Source organism: Mucilaginibacter sp. P2_D11, from assembly GCF_056404435.1.
This window is the reverse complement of sequence record NZ_JBFUEA010000002.1, coordinates 124,151-142,379: the sequence shown is the minus strand read 5'-3', so window position 1 is coordinate 142,379 and position 18,229 is coordinate 124,151. Positions and strand designations below refer to the sequence as shown.

At 45.5% G+C, this 18,229-nt stretch carries 22 protein-coding genes; 9 read left to right on the top strand and 13 right to left on the bottom strand.

Features of this window, described 5'->3' with window-relative positions; all coding sequences use genetic code 11:
* Window positions 1–750, bottom strand: a complete 750-nt coding sequence (locus AC1DXC_RS03580) for a DUF4184 family protein (protein ID WP_477457763.1) — start codon at window positions 748–750, stop codon at window positions 1–3.
* A gap of 133 nt (window positions 751–883) precedes the next feature.
* Between AC1DXC_RS03580 and AC1DXC_RS03575 the strand changes: the two genes are divergently transcribed.
* Genes AC1DXC_RS03575 through AC1DXC_RS03565 form a run of 3 tightly spaced genes read left to right on the top strand, consistent with a single transcriptional unit; the run spans window position 884 to window position 2,786 of the window.
* On the top strand, window positions 884–1,417 hold the full coding sequence (locus tag AC1DXC_RS03575; protein WP_477457762.1) for a carboxymuconolactone decarboxylase family protein: 534 nt from the start codon (window positions 884–886) through the stop codon (window positions 1,415–1,417).
* A 28-nt stretch (window positions 1,418–1,445) separates the two neighbouring features.
* Window positions 1,446–1,865, top strand: coding sequence for a nuclear transport factor 2 family protein (locus AC1DXC_RS03570; protein ID WP_477457761.1), 420 nt, complete (start codon window positions 1,446–1,448; stop codon window positions 1,863–1,865).
* 3 nt (window positions 1,866–1,868) lie between these two features.
* The gene (locus AC1DXC_RS03565; protein ID WP_477457760.1) at window positions 1,869–2,786 is read left to right on the top strand and encodes a helix-turn-helix domain-containing protein; all 918 of its coding nucleotides are present in this window, start codon (window positions 1,869–1,871) and stop codon (window positions 2,784–2,786) included.
* An 82-nt stretch (window positions 2,787–2,868) separates the two neighbouring features.
* Here AC1DXC_RS03565 and AC1DXC_RS03560 read toward each other — a convergent pair whose 3' ends face one another.
* The 6 genes from AC1DXC_RS03560 to AC1DXC_RS03535 form a co-directional block, all read right to left on the bottom strand.
* The gene (locus AC1DXC_RS03560; protein WP_477457759.1) at window positions 2,869–3,357 is read right to left on the bottom strand and encodes a hypothetical protein; all 489 of its coding nucleotides are present in this window, start codon (window positions 3,355–3,357) and stop codon (window positions 2,869–2,871) included.
* Window positions 3,358–3,410: 53 nt separating this feature from the next.
* Window positions 3,411–4,481 (bottom strand): PA0069 family radical SAM protein, encoded by a 1,071-nt coding sequence (locus tag AC1DXC_RS03555; RefSeq protein ID WP_477457758.1) that lies wholly within the window; start codon window positions 4,479–4,481, stop codon window positions 3,411–3,413.
* A 30-nt stretch (window positions 4,482–4,511) separates the two neighbouring features.
* On the bottom strand, window positions 4,512–5,153 hold the full coding sequence (locus AC1DXC_RS03550; protein WP_477457757.1) for a response regulator transcription factor: 642 nt from the start codon (window positions 5,151–5,153) through the stop codon (window positions 4,512–4,514).
* 274 nt (window positions 5,154–5,427) lie between these two features.
* Complete coding sequence (locus AC1DXC_RS03545) at window positions 5,428–6,087, bottom strand: hypothetical protein (RefSeq protein WP_477457756.1); 660 nt, start codon at window positions 6,085–6,087, stop codon at window positions 5,428–5,430.
* A 41-nt stretch (window positions 6,088–6,128) separates the two neighbouring features.
* Window positions 6,129–6,866 (bottom strand): sensor histidine kinase, encoded by a 738-nt coding sequence (locus AC1DXC_RS03540; protein ID WP_477457755.1) that lies wholly within the window; start codon window positions 6,864–6,866, stop codon window positions 6,129–6,131.
* Between the two features lie 699 nt (window positions 6,867–7,565).
* Window positions 7,566–8,000 (bottom strand): hypothetical protein, encoded by a 435-nt coding sequence (locus tag AC1DXC_RS03535; RefSeq protein WP_477457754.1) that lies wholly within the window; start codon window positions 7,998–8,000, stop codon window positions 7,566–7,568.
* Between the two features lie 430 nt (window positions 8,001–8,430).
* Here AC1DXC_RS03535 and AC1DXC_RS03530 point away from each other — a divergent pair, with 430 nt between their 5' ends.
* Window positions 8,431–9,519 carry a metallophosphoesterase gene (locus tag AC1DXC_RS03530; protein ID WP_477457753.1) on the top strand — a complete coding sequence of 363 codons (1,089 nt, stop codon included), beginning with the start codon at window positions 8,431–8,433 and terminating at the stop codon, window positions 9,517–9,519.
* Between the two features lie 43 nt (window positions 9,520–9,562).
* On the opposite strand, the gene AC1DXC_RS03525 is transcribed toward AC1DXC_RS03530, so the two are convergent.
* The 3 genes from AC1DXC_RS03525 to AC1DXC_RS03515 all read right to left on the bottom strand — a co-directional run bounded on the left by AC1DXC_RS03525 (window position 9,563) and on the right by AC1DXC_RS03515 (window position 11,843).
* Window positions 9,563–10,417: a DUF2911 domain-containing protein gene (locus tag AC1DXC_RS03525; protein WP_477457752.1), complete on the bottom strand. Its 855-nt coding sequence runs from the start codon at window positions 10,415–10,417 to the stop codon at window positions 9,563–9,565.
* 335 nt (window positions 10,418–10,752) lie between these two features.
* A complete protein-coding gene (locus AC1DXC_RS03520; RefSeq protein WP_477457751.1) occupies window positions 10,753–11,265 on the bottom strand; it encodes a hypothetical protein in 513 nt (170 codons plus the stop codon).
* The gene (locus AC1DXC_RS03515) at window positions 11,262–11,843 is read right to left on the bottom strand and encodes an RNA polymerase sigma factor (RefSeq protein ID WP_477457750.1); all 582 of its coding nucleotides are present in this window, start codon (window positions 11,841–11,843) and stop codon (window positions 11,262–11,264) included. Before AC1DXC_RS03515 ends, AC1DXC_RS03520 begins: the two co-directional genes overlap by 4 nt.
* Before the next feature lie 338 nt (window positions 11,844–12,181).
* Here AC1DXC_RS03515 and AC1DXC_RS03510 point away from each other — a divergent pair, with 338 nt between their 5' ends.
* Window positions 12,182–12,532, top strand: coding sequence for a DUF6249 domain-containing protein (locus AC1DXC_RS03510; RefSeq protein ID WP_477457749.1), 351 nt, complete (start codon window positions 12,182–12,184; stop codon window positions 12,530–12,532).
* Window positions 12,533–12,592: 60 nt separating this feature from the next.
* On the opposite strand, the gene AC1DXC_RS03505 is transcribed toward AC1DXC_RS03510, so the two are convergent.
* Window positions 12,593–13,105, bottom strand: coding sequence for a DinB family protein (locus tag AC1DXC_RS03505; RefSeq protein ID WP_477457748.1), 513 nt, complete (start codon window positions 13,103–13,105; stop codon window positions 12,593–12,595).
* Entirely contained in the window at window positions 13,083–14,303 is a 1,221-nt protein-coding gene (locus AC1DXC_RS03500) for a sensor histidine kinase (protein WP_477457747.1), read from the bottom strand. Before AC1DXC_RS03500 ends, AC1DXC_RS03505 begins: the two co-directional genes overlap by 23 nt.
* A 193-nt stretch (window positions 14,304–14,496) precedes the next feature.
* On the opposite strand from AC1DXC_RS03500, the gene gltX reads away from it, so the two are divergent.
* Window positions 14,497–16,026 (top strand): glutamate--tRNA ligase, encoded by a 1,530-nt coding sequence (gene gltX, locus AC1DXC_RS03495; RefSeq protein ID WP_477457746.1) that lies wholly within the window; start codon window positions 14,497–14,499, stop codon window positions 16,024–16,026.
* 26 nt (window positions 16,027–16,052) lie between these two features.
* Here the strand turns inward: gltX and AC1DXC_RS03490 are convergent, their stop codons facing one another.
* Window positions 16,053–16,334 (bottom strand): hypothetical protein, encoded by a 282-nt coding sequence (locus tag AC1DXC_RS03490; RefSeq protein ID WP_477457745.1) that lies wholly within the window; start codon window positions 16,332–16,334, stop codon window positions 16,053–16,055.
* Between the two features lie 218 nt (window positions 16,335–16,552).
* On the opposite strand from AC1DXC_RS03490, the gene AC1DXC_RS03485 reads away from it, so the two are divergent.
* The 3 genes from AC1DXC_RS03485 to plsX are packed head-to-tail and all read left to right on the top strand — an operon-like array spanning window position 16,553 to window position 18,229.
* Entirely contained in the window at window positions 16,553–17,068 is a 516-nt protein-coding gene (locus tag AC1DXC_RS03485) for a YceD family protein (protein ID WP_477457744.1), read from the top strand.
* A 16-nt stretch (window positions 17,069–17,084) separates the two neighbouring features.
* A complete protein-coding gene (rpmF, locus tag AC1DXC_RS03480) occupies window positions 17,085–17,276 on the top strand; it encodes a 50S ribosomal protein L32 (RefSeq protein WP_133226593.1) in 192 nt (63 codons plus the stop codon).
* A gap of 14 nt (window positions 17,277–17,290) precedes the next feature.
* Window positions 17,291–18,229 carry a phosphate acyltransferase PlsX gene (gene plsX, locus AC1DXC_RS03475; RefSeq protein WP_477457743.1) on the top strand — a complete coding sequence of 313 codons (939 nt, stop codon included), beginning with the start codon at window positions 17,291–17,293 and terminating at the stop codon, window positions 18,227–18,229.

The window sequence follows — 18,229 nt, the reverse complement described above, 5'->3', positions numbered from 1 at the left end:
CTATGGGGCCTTTTTTTGTGGGGCAAAAATGGAAACCAACAAAAGCCCAAGTAATATCCCGGAAATGGCCGTTACGATAATATCACCATACGGAAATTCATTTTGGCTATTCCATGTTTTAATGCATGCAATGGTTTTTATAGCTAGTACCATCAACATAATACCAAGTACACCAAACCAAAACCAGGTTTTATTTTGCTTCACTGTTGTCTCGGCCCTCTGCAACCGTGATACAGCATACCCAATTACGCCGAAGCCAACCAGCGTGCTGCAATGCTGTAAGAGTTTATAAACGGCCACCGAATGCCCGGCTATGCTAATAGTTGAAGTAAACACCGGGAAGTGCGCAGCAAAATAGCGTTGCTTGTGTGTAAAGCCGTCCCAAAAAAGGTGCGAAGCCGAGCCTATTAAAAGGCATATCATAATGATAGCTATATTGTTTACGGAAAGCTGGCTGGCAGCAGTGTTCTTATAAGCAGAGAACCGGCGGTTTAAGTATGCCGGTAGATAATCAATAAGAGGGTTTTTTACCAGCCGTTGATAGGCAAAATATACAAGCAAGCCCAGCGGTAAGTCGAACCAAAATAAACCACCAAGGCTGTGCCCGTAAATACCTATCAATTTCATCCTGATAAAATATTCAAAGTCGGGAATCATACTGCCTATTATTAAGGCTGTTAATGATGCCATCCGTTTAGGCAAACGGCTTAAAGGTAATACGATAGCAGGGTGTGCAAAGGTGAAAGGCATTAGGCTAATTTATAAAAAAGAATGCTCCCGCGAAGGAAAACTATCCATGTACTTGCGCCCTTTATCCATTTACCGGGATGGTGGCATGCTGCACCTTTGTATTGTCAATAACGACATACAAAAATACAGCAAAATGAAAACTCAATTTTTAGTACCTACCCGCGAAGAAGTAAGTCCCGCCAATCAGGCCATATTTGATAACCTTAAGAAAGCACTGGGCTTTGTGCCAAACCTGTACGCCACCATAGCTTACTCGGATGCCGGCCTTGCCCGCTACCTCGCTTTCCAGAACGCAAAAACAACGCTATCTAATAAAGAAAAAGAAGCCGTTAATTTAATTGTAAGCCAGGTTAATGGTTGTGCGTATTGCTTAAGCGCCCACACATTAATTGGCAAAATGAATGGCTTTACCGACGAGCAGATACTGGAGTTCCGTAAAGGCAAAAGCGAAAACCCCAAACTTAACGCATTGGTTAAGCTGGCTGCCGAAATAACAGCCGACCGCGGCAGGGCTACAGATGAGGCCGTAAATGATTTTTATGCAAACGGCTACACAAACCAAAACCTGGTGGATTTAATTTTACAGATAAGCGATAAAACAGCCATGAACTACTTGCATAATTTAACAGATATTGCGGTAGATTTCCCACCGGCACCGGCATTGTAAAACGCCCTGCAGGCAAAACAATAAACCGATGAGCACAGAAAACAAACGATACCCGCTGCCACCCTTCAATATGGAAACCGCCCTGCAAAAAGTGCAGGCGGCCGAGGATGCCTGGAACACCCGCGACCCGGAGAAAGTGAGCATGGCTTACACCGTAGATTCGGAGTGGCGGAACCGCACCGATTTTATCAACGGACGCGAAGAAATCAAAGCCTTTTTAACCCGCAAATGGGAAAAGGAGCTGGATTACAAACTGAAAAAGGAGCTATGGGGTTTCCGCGAGAACCGCATGGCGGTGCGCTTTGAATATGAGTGGCATGATGAAGCCGGGCAATGGTACCGCAGCTACGGTAACGAGCTTTGGGAGTTTGACGAGAACGGCTACATGCAAAAACGCTTTGCCAGCATAAACGATATGCCCATTGATGAAGCCGACCGTAAATTATAAGTAATGACAGAGCAGCAAAGCTTTACTTTGGTAAATCCGCAAACCGGGAACCTTGCCTTTAAACTGTTCGCATTTAGCGATAATAGTTATTTCGACCATGTGCAGCGGAATAACTATTATTCGCTTATTTGGATAAAGCAGGGGAGCGGTAGTGTGCGGGCCGATTTTAACGACTATGCCTTTATAGTCAACACACTGTTTGCCTTTGCGCCTTACCAGCCGTTTATGTTTACACCACAGGGAGGCATAAGCGGGGTTGCGCTTCATTTTCATCCCGATTTCTTCTGTATTCATAAACATCAAAAAGAAGTGGCCTGTAATGGCGTGTTGTTCAACAACATCTATAATCCTCCGTTTTTACATTTAGACGAGCCCACCTCTGCAACGCTGGAAATGTTACTGACGCAGATACGTGTCGAAATGCAGAACCCCGCGCTGGCGCAGTACGAGCTGTTGGTATCCTATCTTAAAATATTGTTGATAACCGCCTCGCGGCTAAAAACACAGCAGCAACCCGAAGCAGAAAAGGTTTTGGAAGGAGCAAAGGAGCCATTCATCCTGCAAAAGCTGAAGGATTATATTGAGCTCCATTTTAAAACCCGCCATGCTGCCGGCGAATATGCCGACTTGCTGAATATTAGCCCGAAAGCCCTGGCCAAGATCACCAAAGCGCATTTCAATAAAACATTAACCGACCTGATATCCGAGCGCATCATCATAGAAGCCAAACGCGAATTGTACCTCACCAACAAGCCGGTAAAAGAAATTGCCTACGAATTGGGCTATAACGACGAAAGTTACTTTAGCCGCTTCTTTAAAACCAATGCCGATGTAAGCCCGCAAATGTATCGTGATACGGTTGGGTTTAACAGGATGGGCGAAGGAGATCATTCGCGGGCATTGCGGCCGTATGCGGGTTGATGGCTTTGGAAGACGTGGACGCACAGCCAACTACAAACTTATACCCTAAAAGGCTCTAGCTATAGGGCCTTTTTATTGGAATTTAAATTGAATGAACACTTAACCATTTTCGCGCAACGTCAATAGCAATTTGTTCGATATTGTTGATGTCGGCTCCTTCCCAATAATGCTGATACGGATTACCATATTCCAAATCTCCCCAAGCCCAATTTAGAAGCCGAAAGTCGAATAGTATATTTCTACAGTCTGTATCGATGGAAATGTCTGTTATTTCAGCCAAGCTTTGCCTTACAGAGCTACCGGCGCTAATTAATGAAACAAGATAGTGCCCATAACTCACAATGCCATCGTTGCCGCTTTTGGATTGTAAGTTAAGCTCTGATAAAGCGGCATTTAAATACTTGATTGCTTCGAAATAATCAGGTGGTTTTGACAGCCCGGCTAATATTAAAATATTCTCGCTTTCGTATCCAAGGCTTATCATCTCAATAGCCCAATCAACACAATCATCTGTATTGAAGTTAGCAATAACCGGATAGGAAACAATTTTATGAGTTAGTGAGCTAAGCATTGTTCTATTATGGACTAATATACATTAATTAAAGAACCATGTGCTAATGCCAATTAAAACATCCCCATCTGCTTCCCGCCCTTTGGCGTAAACAACGTGAGGTCATAAGGCGGCATTTCGCGGCCAGATAGGAATCGTACGCATGCCATACGGTATAATTGATGGATGGAGTTGGCCATATGGCCGTCGCCGCTCATGCGGCGGCCGAAGTCGCTATCGTTCAGGTTGCCGTCGTGGCAGGCTTTTATCATGTTCAGCACTTTCTCGGCACGGTCGGGGAAGGCTTTGTGTACCCAATCGGTAAAAAGCTCGGCAATGCTGCCGTTGAGGCGCACTATGGTAAAGCCTGCAGCCAATGCCCCTCTATCGGCTGCAGCCTTGATAATCTCGGGCATCTCGTTGCTGTTTAGCCCGGGTATGATTGGGGCAACCATCACCCGCACGGGGATGCCTTTTTCTGATAGTTTTTGTATTACGGCCAGCCTGCCCATGCCGGTTACGGTACGTGGCTCCAGCTTTTGGCGTAACGATTCGTTTAACGAATTGAGCGACACATTCACGTGGATAAGATTCATGACGGCCATTTCGCTGAGGATATCCAGATCGCGCAGCACCAGGTTATTCTTGGTGATAATGCTCACCGGGTTGCGGTATTTAAGGAATAACTGCAGTAAAGCGCGGGTTATTTTCAGTTTTCGTTCGATGGGCTGGTAGCAATCGGTATTGCCGGAGAGTACCATAGCCACGGGCTCATAACCCCGTTTGTTGAAGTGCTTTTCAAGCAGTTCCGGCGCGTTACGTTTTACGATGATCTTTCGCTCGAAATCCAACCCGGCACTGAAGCCATAATATTCGTGCGTATTGCGGGCGTAGCAATATATGCAGCCGTGCTCGCAGCCCTGGTATGGGTTTATGGATACGAAACGCCCCAGGTCGGGACTGTTAGATTCGCTTACGATTTTTTTGGCATTCTCTTCAAAAAGCTGCGTGCGGGTATCTTCCAGCAGTTGCTCATCAAGCCCTTCGGCATGCTCCAGCACGTACTTATTCTTCAGGAATTTGTTGTGCGTGTTTACCTGTGCCCCTCTCCCCTTAAAAAACTCCGGATTCTCCTCATGTGCCATAAGCACAAATTTGCTAATTTAATTAGCAAATTACAACTCTATCAAATTGTTTTTTATGGCGTAAAGCACCAGGCCCACACGGCTCTTTATCTGTAGTTTTTCGAAGAGCTGATCGCGGTAGCCATCAACGGTGCGTGCGCTGATGCACATATGGTCGGCAATTTCTTTGTAAGTAAGTTCGGTGCCGGCCAGTTTCAAAAACTCCAACTCGCGGCTGTTCAGTTTTATATCGTCGACGTTGCGGTTGTAATTGTTTACCAGGTGGCGGGTAACAAACTCGGGGTAATAAATTTCGCCCTGCGATACCTTGCGCAGCGCGTGCTCAAACTCGTATGGTTCCGAATCTTTAAGCAGGTAGCCCTTCACGCCCAGCTTCACCATGGTAAGCACTTTTTCGGCATCCTCGAACATGGAGAGTACAATTACGCATATATCCGGATAATTTGCTTTCAGCCAGCGCGCGGTTTCTATCCCGCCCATCACCGGCATGTTTATATCCAGCAAAATTATATCGGGCTTCAATTGTGGTGAGAGTTTGCGGGTAAGCTCTTCGCCGTTGCCGGCTTCGAAAAGTATCTTGTATCCGCCAAGGCTGTTTATCAGCGATACCAGCCCGCTCCTGAACAGGCGATGATCATCAACCAGTACTATTTGTATAGTGTCTGTAGGCATTTTTTGTTGTAAAAGGGGGTCTCAACATCTATCGCAATACAACAACCCTTTCCGGGTTAGCTGCTGCTGTTATAAGCAGCAATACCGATAAAGGCTGCTCAGTACCGTAAAATTCCTTAAGCCTACCCCGCTAATTTTTAACGGATAATTAGACGGGTTGGCGGTGTAAAAAGCGATGGTTAAGTTAAATAAATGTGAATAATACTGCAAACAAAATTTACACCGTTTAGCCTTGCCACTTATGACCATAAAACGCGCCTCAAATGCGTATAGCTTAGCCCCCTTCTGCCGGCGCGGGCTGCTTGCGGAAACATAAAAAAGCCAGGCTTAAACAGGTGTAGAGCACGGCTATAGATATATTGGCAATGCCGTTAAACAATAGAAGATAAGTATAATTGCCTTTGTAGGCCATGTAAGCAAACGAAGCGTAGACCATAAAGTTAAGCACGCAAAAAAACAAAAACCCGGTATTTACCCAAAAAGCGGGCAGCTTTATAAGGACCAGGGGCTGTATGGTGTAATGTAGCAACTCATAAAAATAAATGCCGCACAAAACGATGATGACCATGAATTGCATCAGGATGGTGAAAGAATCGAGATCCCAAAAGCCCTGGAAAAAGGCCATGTTGATAAGAGAACATGCAACAGTTATGACTATTGCGACAGCCATCCGTTTTTTAAAGTAAGGGTTTCTGAGGAGCCCCCGCAGGAAAAATGCGCAGAATAAGAACGAGATGTAAGTGCTGATGTTTGTTGCATGCAAGTTGCGATGATTGATGCTGAACCAGTTTTGTATGGTCCCGAATTCGTAAAATACGATAAACAATAGATAAGGCACAAAATAGCGGTAAGGTGTTCCCTTCATTTTGGTGTATTGCAGCACCGAAAAGATAAAGGCCATCAATTCGAACAAGAAATACACAGTCCCAAACATGGGCGCGAATATAGGTATTACCGCATTAATGCAACCGCAGCCTATTTGGCAAGCGAGGCTATAGCTATTGCTATGCAGCAGCCTTTACCAGGGTCGCTGCTTATTTTGGCAACAGCGCCTACTAATGCCGCCCTGTTCTGCATATTGCGCAGGCCTGAGCCGCCCGCCTTTAATGCGGAATAATCGAACCCGGCGCCGTTATCTGCAATGCTGAGGCTAAAAGAGTTGGCCTCATACCGCATGCCTATTTTAAACTGGCTGGCCCCGGCATGCTTAAGGGCGTTGTTCAAGGCCTCCTGGAAGATGCGGAAAAACACCAGCTCGCGCTCATCGCCCAGGCTAATGGGCTGACCCTCTACATTCATTACAGCCTCCATAATGTTGCTTTTGTTCAGCCGTTCTACCTCAATGGCAATGGTTTTTACTAACCCAAGCTGGGCTATATGCTCAAAACTTAAACTTTTAGAGAGGTCGCGTAAATCGCCTATGGCTTGCGAAACCAACTTTCGGCTCTCATCTATCTTATTGGTCCGTTCTGTTTCGGCAAGGTTGCCGGTAAAGGCAAGGTTAAGCTTAACGAAGGAAAGCACCTGCGTTACATTGTCGTGTATTTCGCGGCTCACGTAATTAAGCGTTTGCTCCTGCATCTCTATCTGCGTTTTAAGCAGTTCCTGCCTAAAAGCGGCCTGTTGCTGCTCTTTTTCGGTAATGTGGTTGTTGTGCTTACGTTGATAAAAAAACAAAAAGCTTATTATAAACATGCCCAACAGTAACAGCATGATAGTACCAGCAATAATAATTACAATAAGCTGTTGGCTTTCCGGGCGCATAAAAACGAAATAGTTAAAAAGGAGTATAATATGGCATTTGCAAGGTTAGCAACAATTCTAAATAATGTAACAAACGCCTGGAGTTTTTGGTACGCCAAAAAGGTAAACGATGCGTAAAACAGAAAGTAAACAAGACAGAAAAACAATAGGCCAGTATTGAGCCAAAACCCGGGTAAAGACACAATGGAAAGCTGAACGTGCGTGTAGTTCATTAACTCATAAAAATAAAGACAGGTAATTACAATAAGGATAAAATACTGTAAGAGAATTGTTATGGAATTAAAACTCCAAAAGCCCTGAAAAAAAGCATTGTTCACTAAATAACAAAAGGCCGCAAACAGAATTGCGGCCTTTATACATTTCTTATATAGTGGTGTTCTTATAAGTTGCAACAAAATAAGCGAATAGAACAAAAAGAAAATAAACAGGGTAATGTTGGTTATCCAAAGGTTACTGCCCTTTATGCCAAACCAGCTATTTACCGTACCATATTCGTAAATGAGAATAAAAAAAAGATAGGGCACAAAGTATTTATAAACTGTGTTTTTAAGTTTCGGTAACTGAACCACTGCAACTATAAGCGCAAGTGCTTCAAAAAAAAAATATAAACGGTCAAACATTGCCACTAATATACGTATTACAAGATTATTAACAACCGAATAATGGAGGGCATAGCACGGCGTTATCCATGCCTTTTGCGGCAACACCGGCATCGTCGTTTAGGTTTTCTACCGAGCCGGTGAGCGTGACTAAAACCGCCATTAGCTTATTTTGATACCTTTTGCGCCTCTCTTCCGGGATAGGGAAAATATCATGGTCATGTATGCCAAAATATATTTTCAACCCATCTGCGCCGGGGTTTGCTTCAAAAAGGGCATCGATATTTTTTTTTGTGAAAATAACAGCACGGGAGTCGTTTTTTTCCGGATGGCTTGGGTCTGAACAGTCAATGGGCCTAAGCCTGCCATTGTCTATCACCTGAAGTTTTTTAAAAAAATTCGCAGAAAGCGCTGCCAGCTGTTTTTTTGTTACTACGCTGTCTTCAAACGAGTGCTCGGGTAGGGTTTCGGGTTTAGTTGACATAATCAGGGGAGTTTAAATGTTAAGTTAAGGGATTAGTTTCGCCTAATATATCAAAATTGCATCTACCGGAACAACCCGTGTTTTCACGGTATTTTTTACCGCTAAAACAACATAATATTTAGGTGTTCTACTTCTTTTGAGTGAGCCGATTTGTACCGTACTTTGACATAACAGATAATTAGTTGATTGTATCCATGCTAAGTGATTTAAAAAACTTGCTACGGAAAAAAGTGTTAAAAACGCCAAAGCTCAAATAAGCGTTTTAAAGTTAATCCCTACTTCGGGGGAATTTAGGGATGGAAGGAAATGGGTTATGGGGGCATCTCGCCCCCACACCTCCTTCCAAAAAATCAAGAAATTAACAGCAAAAGGCACACAAGACCCTGCATCTACCTGCAACAATTTACGCCTTTTGCATGTTATCTTTGCCATGCACAGCTTCCTAAAAAAACTATTGTACAAACCCGTATCGCGCCTGGCCGATAAGTTCTCTTCACGCCCGGATAAGAAGCGGGTGGATAAGGCGCTGGCTGCGTTATACAAAAATATTACTACCCGCCCGGGCAAAAAAGGGCCGCTCATCTGTTTCGATGCCGTTAAAGATAAATTTGTGATCCTGTCTGATCAGCATAAAGGCGCGCGCGATGGTGCCGATATGTTTGCGGGTGCGGAGAGAAATTATCTCGCCGCCCTGGATTATTATTACGGTGGCCAATTTACCTACATCAACCTGGGCGATAGCGAAGAGCTTTGGGAAAACATTTTCCTTACAGTAAAAAACCACAACCAAGCCACCTTTGATAAAGAGAAGTTGTTTATAGATGCGGACAGATTCATCAAAATATTTGGCAACCACGACCTGTATTGGGGCAACGACCCGCTCGCCATGCTTAGCCTTACGCAGATATATGATAAAGCCATACGGATTTATGAAGGCGCGATACTGCAAGCCGATGTGAGCGGAAAAACGCTATCGATATTTATGACGCACGGCCACCAGGGCGATCTGCAAAGCGATGGTAACTGGTTCAGCAAATGGTTTGTTTCGGATATATGGGGGCCTTTGCAAGGTTATCTGCGCATAAACCCCAATACGCCGGCCTTTAACAACCAGCTAAAAACCGACCATAACCGCATTATGTACGAATGGAGCAGCCAAAGAAAAGATACGCTGCTGATTACCGGCCATACGCACCAGCCAGTGTTCCGTTCGTTTACGCAATTGGAAAACCTATATGCCCGCTTAGAACAGGCTAAAAGCAAAGGCGAGCAAGCCGAAGCCGCTGTGCTGGAAAAAAAGATAACAGCCTTGCATTTAGAGGGGCATACCCAGCCCGATTTTAACGGCTACCTGGATACCTACTTCAACACAGGCTGCTGCTGTTTTGATGATGGAGATATTACGGGTATAGAAATTGCCGGGGGGGCCATCAGCCTTATTAAATGGCATTACAGCCGCAATGCAAGCGAAAGAGTTGTGCTGGAAGAGTGCAAGCTGGAAGATTTGAAGCTGCAGTAGGTATGTTTCATGCCCGCTGCAGCCTAGCGGTATTTTGGCGGACTTAGTTTTTTGCCTGTGCTATTACGGCCTCGTTAAGGCGCACGTACTCGTCATCATTAGTGGCTTTAGCCAGCTTAACGCCTTCTTGTGCGGTGGCAATAGCTTTTGCCTTATCGCCCATTTTTAGTTGGATACGGGCTTTCCATAATTTATACCATGGGCCGTTTGGCTCCATTTGCTCGGCTTCCAAAGCCCATTGCAGGGCTTTATTCAGGTCTTTATCGTTCTCGTAAAAGTATTGGATAGCATTGAAATAAGGGCGTTTGTTTTTATCGCCCAGCATCAGCTTTTCTATATTGGCAGTAATTTGGGCATCGTCGTCAGTCTGTAGGCGGATGGGCACTGCGGTATGGTCCCAAACCAGGTACAGCTCGGTAGATTTTGTGGTAGAGTTGGCAAACTGCATGGTAAAGGTTTCCCTTTTTTCATCAACCGGGCGCGATTTTACTTTTACGCGCAACACGTCATCCTCTTGTTTGTAGCCATAAGCGCCCCATTGTTTGGCGGTTTTGTTAAGGATGATGGTCCAATCGGTCTCTTCGGGTATGCTAAACAGGGCATAAATACCTGCCGGCACTTTGTTGCCTTCAAAAATTACGTTCTCGGTAAAGGTGATGGTGGTGGCAGCGTTGGCTCCGGTGCGCCAAACCTGGCCGTAAGGGTTTATACCGCCGAATATTTTACGGCCTTTTACATTGGGGCGCGAGTAGGTAACGGTTACTTTGCCTAAGCCAAAATCCTGTATAATGGTTTGGGTAGAGCTGGCTTCGGGTATGCGCAGTTCCTGAGCAAATGTTTGGGCTGTTGTACAACAGGCAAGCAACATAATGCACAGGCAGTAAAAAGACTTCTTCATCGTCAGGTATAAATTTACTACTAAGGTAATGATTGTTGAATGAATTTTAAATGAAATAGACTTGCGTGCGGGCCAAAGGTTCAATCGCCTTAAAAAAATAAAAGCCCCCTAGACTTGCTCCGGGGGACTTTCAACCTAAACCTTATCACAATTAACCGGTAAGGAATACCGGTCCGATGTGTTTATTACAAATACTGTACCAAAAAGCATTGCGTGTTTAAACGCTCATTTTTATTGCAAATAGAACACAAAATGCACTATTTTGCGTATTTGTTTAGAGCGTGTTTGCCATGAGTGTACAATTTGTCAGGAAAATTGTACAGCAGTGTACACAATTAGTGTTGTTTTATCCCCTGCCGCTTGCGCAGAAAGGCATCCAGCAGGAACAGGCCCATCACTACATCGAAAAACAGGAAGCCTTTTAATACAGAACCAGAGAAAAAACTTTTGATGTGCGAGGCATCCAATTGCTCGGGCATTTGAATGTTGATGTCAATTGCCATAGCTGAGCCCCCGTTCCAGTTAACAGAGGTTAACACAAATATGAGCAGCGCCGCTATGGTGACAATAAAAAATGCCGCTATTCCCCAAATAATTCGCTTGTTGATGGTTGCTTTAAGTGGTTGCATGGCGTTTTCCGTACGGATATTTTCCATTACGTTGTAAGTGAAAGCCATCGATGGCTCGTCCAGTTCCATCGTACTAAATTCCTCGTTCAATTTCAGCAGTTCATTGTACTGTATGCGCAGGGCCTCGTCCTGTGCAATAAGCTGCGCCATGGCCTGCTGCTCGTCTTTGCTGCAACTGCCATCAATGTAGCTCCAAAGTTGTTCTTCTATACTGTTCATATCAGTTCTTTAACTTCGTGTTTTAAATTACGCTCCAGCTTTTCTTTCAAACGCAGGCGCGCCCTAAATAGTTTCACCTTAACCGTATTTGCCTCGATACCTAAGGTTTGCGCTATTTCATCTAACGATTGCTCGCCTTTATAAAACAGCGTAATAATGGTTGCATCATCGGGCAATAGTTGTGCTATGGCCTGGTTAAGGTAAAACGACCTTGATTTATTTTCAATGTTGTGCGCATCATACGCGCTTGGTTTATTTTCAATCTGTATATAAGCCTCATCATCGTCTATGGACGAGGTATCTAACCGTTTCTTACGCAAAAATGTCATGGCGGTGGTATATACAATACTGTACAGCCATGTACTGAATTTGCTTTGTTGCTGAAAGCTCGATAACGAGCGATAAGCTTTAACAAAACAGTCCTGCGCAACCTCTTCGGCATCCTCGCGCCCCTTTGTAAACCGCAGCGCCAGCGTAAAAACGAAGCGCTGGTGCCGTTTAACCAAATCGGCATAGGCCGCCTGGTTACCCGCCAGGGTTTGTTCTATCAGTTCGATATCGGAAAGCTTGCTTTGCATATTATACAAACACTCTGACTACATGGCGTGGAAATAGGTTACACCTTAATTTCGGAATTCGGATGTTCGATTTCGGATTTATATAAATGTACGATATTCTTTCTCGACGCTATGCCTTAATATATAAGTTAAAATTACAACAACGCGACGTGCCGTGACATTATATCTGAATAAACAGCACATCGCAATTGCCAAATCCGACATCGAGCATCGAAATTCTAAAATATTTTCTCCCTTGCCTGTAACCTGCTTAAAAAACGTGTGGTCATAGCTTACAAATACACCAAGGTGGTGCATTGGAAAACAAAAAACACATACTTATTTAAATTTATATTATCATGGAAGGAATTTTGGTGCCCATATTAATTTCCCTTGGGCTTTTCGCAATGATCTTTGGAATTGTTTATGTACGCAACCGCGAACGTATGGCGATGATAGAACGCGGCATGGATCCCCGCGCTTACAAGGCACAGCCTGCGCCTTATCAAAATTTAAAATGGGGCTTATTGCTTATCGGCGCCGGTGTAGGTTTGTTTTTAGCATTCCTGTTAGACCGCACCGTGTTTACAGCCACCCGAGACGAAAACGAGGCTATCTACTTCGGCCTGATAGCCATCTTCGGCGGCCTTGGCCTGGTGCTTTCTTACCGTATCGAGAAAAAAGAGCTTTATAATAACGATAAAGAGTAAGCCGGCAAAAACTTTACAAAAGTAAAAGAGGGGTAGCGCATTGCGTTATCCCTTTTAATGTTATAAATAACGTTCTTTTAGTATCCGCAGGTGATGCAGCTCGTGTCCGGCTGCCATATAAATCAGGGCGCGCACGGTTAGGTAGTTGCCGCTTGCGGTACCGCTGCGGTTCAGCTGTTCTTCGGTCAGGCTACGGAAAACGTACAGGTTAGACTGGCGGGTAACCCTAAACTCTTCGGCTAGCTCGGCCAGGCTGCGGCTGTTGTAATCGGTGTTGTCCACGTAAGTGTCCTGATCGAAACCCGGCAGTACGATTTGCTCGCGCGAGAAGCAAAAAGCCCTGAAAGCAAACACGCGCTCCGTATCTATCATGTGGCCCAGCACTTCTTTAATGGTCCACTTGCCTTCAGCATAAGCGTATAGGTGCTTTTCTTCGGGCAGGGAGGTGAACAGATCGTAAGTTTCCGTAAGCGAATCCGTCAATAACTGCATCACATCGGCACCTTCGGGTACCATGTTTACGTAGGTGCCGGCAAATACCGGGTACTGATTAGGTTGTGGCCTTTGTATCATCTGTTAAACTTTTTAATGCTATCCTGAATGTGGTGCCCTTGCCAAGCTCCGAATCGCGCACGAATATCTGCCCGTTGTGGTAGTTTTGTATCATACGCTTGGTGAGCGATAGTCCCAAGCCCCAGCCACGCTTGCGCGTAGTGTATCCCGGTTGGAAAACCGTTTCGAATTTAGAGCGGGGTATGCCTTTGCCGGTATCAGATACATCAATAAAAACCTGCTTTTTTGCCCGGCTGCCACTGATAACCACTTTAATACTGCCGGTACCATCTATAGCGTTTACGGCGTTTTTCAGCAGGTTCTCCAGCACCCAATCAAACAGCGGGATATTGAGACCTGCCAACAATCGCCTGTTACCCGTAAGTTCGAAGCTGATTTTATCGCTTACGCGCACTTTAAAATAATCTACAAAATCTTTCACCACATCATAAACCGGATGGGTTTCCAGCTTTGGCTTTGAGCCTATTTTAGAGAATCGGTCGGCCACTATCTCCAGCCGTTTTACGTCATTCCCCATCTCGGCTAGCAAGGGGTCGTCTTCCGCATCAAACTTGTCTTTGATGAGTTCTATCCACGCCATCAACGACGATATAGGCGTACCCAACTGGTGCGCGGTTTCTTTGGCAAGGCCTACCCAAACCTGGTTCTGCTCAGATTTGCGCGACGAGCTGAACGCCGTGTAGGCAACCATCAGGAATATCGCAATAACCGATAATTGGATGTATGGGAATATCTTTAACTGTGTAAGCAGGGGCGAATCTTTATAGTAAACCAACCAGCGCTCGTTTAAAATGGTTAATTGTATCGGGTCGTGTTGAGACTTCATATATTCCAGCTCATCTTTAAAGTAGCCAGGGTCGTATTTCTGATGCTTTTGCTTAAGCTCTGCGGCATCAAGCTTAATAAAGGTTTTGGTGGTATCCAGCCCGCGGGTAAGCTGAAACTCGCCTTTGGAATTCACCACCAGCGAGGGCACTACCGAACTATCGCGCACGGCGAAAACGTAGTTGAGGAAATCGTTATCGTCCGAAGACATCATCTGCCGCATGCTCAACGCCCATACTTGTGCCCGCGTACGTTCAGATTTGGCAATGTTGCGCACCAGATAGCTCGTGTAAAGCAACGACCCGGTGGCAATAACTACCGCAAAAGCAAGCAACGAATATTTCCAGATACGTTTTTGTTGGTATGGATTCATTTTTAAAGTCAGAAAGTCGGATGTCCGTAACTCGGGAAGTCCGAAGAAGGGGCAAATTACATAAAATGTTTTTTATTGAGCAGGTTTACCCTATAGTTCCCGTAGCTATATCGCTCCCCATAGCGACGGGTTTCAATGTCAAAAAGTTTTCTGCCTTTCCGACTTAACTACTAAACCCTATCTTTGCCCTGCAATGTCTGAAAAAAAAGTAAGAGTCCGTTTTGCGCCGAGCCCTACAGGTGGTTTACACCTTGGCGGCGTGCGCACCGTATTGTTTAATTACCTGTTCGCCAAAAAACACGGCGGCGATTTTGTGCTGCGTATTGAAGATACCGACCAAAGCCGCTACGTAGAAGGCGCAGAAAAATATATAGCCGATTGCCTGGCCTGGTGCGGTCTCATCCCCGATGAAAGTCCGGCCGTAGGTGGCCAATACGCCCCCTACCGCCAAAGCGAACGCAAGGTAATTTACCGCGAATATGCAGAGAGGGTGGTGTCGCAAGGGCATGCTTATTATGCCTTCGATACGCCCGAAGAACTGGATGCCAAACGCAAGGAAGTGCCAAACTTCCAATACGGGCATGCGCACCGCAGTGGTTTGCGTAATTCGCTTACGCTGCCTTTGCATGAAGTGGAAACCCTGCTGCACAACGGCACCCCGCATGTTATCCGCATTAAAATGCCTGATGACGAAACCATCAGCTTCCATGATATGATACGTGGCTATGTAAGCTTTGAAACCGCGCAGGTGGATGACAAGGTATTATTAAAAGCCGACGGCATGCCAACATACCACTTAGCCGTGGTGGTTGATGATTACCTGATGAAGATATCGCATGCTTTCCGCGGCGAGGAGTGGTTGCCATCGGCACCGGTACATCTGCTGCTATGGGAGTACCTGGGCTGGAAGGCCGATATGCCGCAATGGGCGCATTTGCCATTGATATTAAAGCCCGACGGGCACGGCAAGCTAAGCAAGCGCGATGGCGCCCGCCTGGGCTTCCCGGTGTATGCCATGAGCTGGTACGATGCCAAAACTGATGAGCTTACCCCGGGTTTCCGCGAGCTGGGCTTTTTGCCCGAGGCGTTCATAAACCTGCTGGCTATGCTGGGCTGGAACGACGGTACCGATCAGGAGATATTTACGCTGGATGAACTGGTAGAGAAATTTTCGATAGAGCGCGTAAGCAAAGCCGGCGCTAAATTCGATTTCGAGAAAGCCAAATGGTACAACGCCGAATGGATAAAGCACACGCCAGCCGAAAAGCTGAAAGTAAAAGTGGCCGAGGTGCTTACTGCACAGGGCATCACGATAAATAAAGAAGCCTACCTGCTGAAGATAATAGATGTTGTAAAAGACCGTTGTGTATTGCTCGCCGATTTTTACCAGCAGGCGGGTTACTTTTTCCGCGCACCGATGGAGTATGATGCTGCATCGGTAATACCTAAATGGAACGACGCAAAAAACCAATTCTTTGCGGCATTAAAAGAGTCTTTTAGCCTATCTGCAGCCTTTGAGCCCGCCGATCTTGAAGCTCGTTTTAAAGCCCTTACCGAAGAGAAGGGACTTAAACTTGGCGACGTGATGCTGCCCTTCCGCATTATGCTGGTAGGAGGCAAATTTGGCCCGCATGTGTTTGATATAGCAGCCTTGCTAGGCGAAAGCGAAACCTTACGCCGGATAGATAAAGCATTAGCGGTATTTAGCACACCGGCTGCATAGCGGCCGGTGCCTAAGCACATGTCTGGTTACATTTTTGGTATCCAGGGGCAGCAATGGTAAAAGGCCTTGCGCAGGGTGTCTTTCGGTATGCCCTCTGCCGGCAATTTGCCCGGGTACGTTTTCTCGAATACCTTTACCATGCAGTCACAAAGTTCGGCTTTTTGCTGTTTGGTGCCGGCGGCATTCGGCATGTTTAGCTTAAGGCGTGTAGTAATTGTATCCTTTACAGTTTGTTTGTAATCGGCACTCCATCCGCACGATGCGAGGGTAAGTACCAATAAACATAAACATAACATCATTTTTTTCATCACCCAAAATTTGAAGCTAAAATAGGTAAAAAAATGATGTTGCTCATCCTGGCATTTTAGTGATTTTCTGCCTCCTAACGCCATTTTCTTGCTTCCCGGTTCTTGCCCTCTTGCCTCTTCCGCATCCATTGTTAACAACCTCTTCCCTATTTAAAAAAAACAGTTTCCTGATTTAAGAATTTTACCTACATTTGCGGGCTAATTGTTGCTCATTGAAATTGCTACGGACATACGCTATTCCCTTTACCGGCCTTAAGCTGGGGAAGCACCTGTTTGAATACCAAATAGGTGACGAATTTTTTAAAGAGTTCGAGTATTCGCTGGTTAAGAAAGCCAACTTGCTTTGCAAGCTTGAGCTTGATAAGCAGGAAACCATGATTATCCTTAATTTTGACATTAAGGGTACGGTTACCGCTACCTGCGATAAGTGCCTGTCTGAATATCAGCAGCCCATCGATATAGAAGAGCAGCAAATAGCCCGTTTCGGCGAAGAAGAAATGGGCGAGGATGACGAGATTATTACTCTCGGCAAAAACGATCATGAGATTAGTGTTGCCGGGTTGATATATGAATACGTGAATGTTTCCCTGCCGTTTGTTGCCCAGTGCAGCAACCAGGAAGGCGGGAAGCAGTGCGATGAACAAATGCTGGATAGCTTAAGTAAGCTATCAGTAACTGATGAACAAGCAGAGAAAATAGACCCGAGGTGGGACGCTCTGAAAAAATTAAAGTAAATTAAACAACAGGATCATGCCACATCCAAAAAGAAAAATTTCGAAATCGAGAAGAGATAAACGCCGTACCCACGATAAGGCTATTGCGCCAACCTTAACTACTTGCCAAACAACCGGCGCAGTACACTTGCCACACCGCGCTTACACTGTTGACGGTAACGTTTACTTCAACGGTAAAATCCTTATAGAGAAAGCAGTAGCTGTATAAGTTAATTTTCTGAAATGAAGATTGGCTTAGATATAATGGGTGGCGATTATGCCCCCAAGGCAGCTGTTTTAGGGGCGATAGAAGCGCAAAAGACGCTGTCTGCCGGCCAGAAACTGGTGCTTATAGGCGATAGGGATATCGCAGTTACTATTCTTCAGGAAAACAATTTCAGCCCGGATCACTTTGAGTATGTTCATACAACCGAAGTGATAACTATGGGCGAACACCCTACCAAGGCAATCATGCAAAAGCCGGATAGCAGCATTGCTGTGGGCTTTAAAATGCTGAAAGAAGATAGCATACAAGCGTTTTCTTCGGCAGGCAATACGGGTGCCATGTTGGTAGGTTCTATGTTCAGCGTAAAAACCATACCAGGCGTTATACGCCCGGCCATGACAACCATTGTACCCAAACTGAAAGGCGGTTTGGGTATTTTGTTGGATGTTGGTGCCAATGCCGATTGCAAGCCCGACGTGCTTTTACAGTTCGGCGTGTTGGGCAGCCTGCTTGCCGAATCGATTTACGGCATTCCCAACCCACGCGTAGCACTCATGAACATTGGCGAAGAGGAAGAAAAAGGCAATCTGCTTAGTCTTGCCACTTACCCGCTTATGCGCGATACCAAGTTGTTCAACTTTGTTGGCAACGTTGAGGGGCGCGACTTGTTCGAAGACAATAACGACGTGGTTGTATGCGACGGCTTTACAGGCAACGTGATACTGAAGCTTGCCGAATCGTTTTACGTAATTACCTTGAAAAAGAGGCTGAAGGACGAGTTCTTCGATCGCTTTAACTACGAGCAATACGGTGGCAGCCCCATACTTGGGGTAAATGCGCCGGTGGTGGTAGGGCACGGCATCTCCAGCCCCGAAGCCATTAAAAACATGGTGCTGCTATCAAAAAACATGATAGAGACCAATCTCATCGATAAAATTAAACAGGCTTTTCAGTAA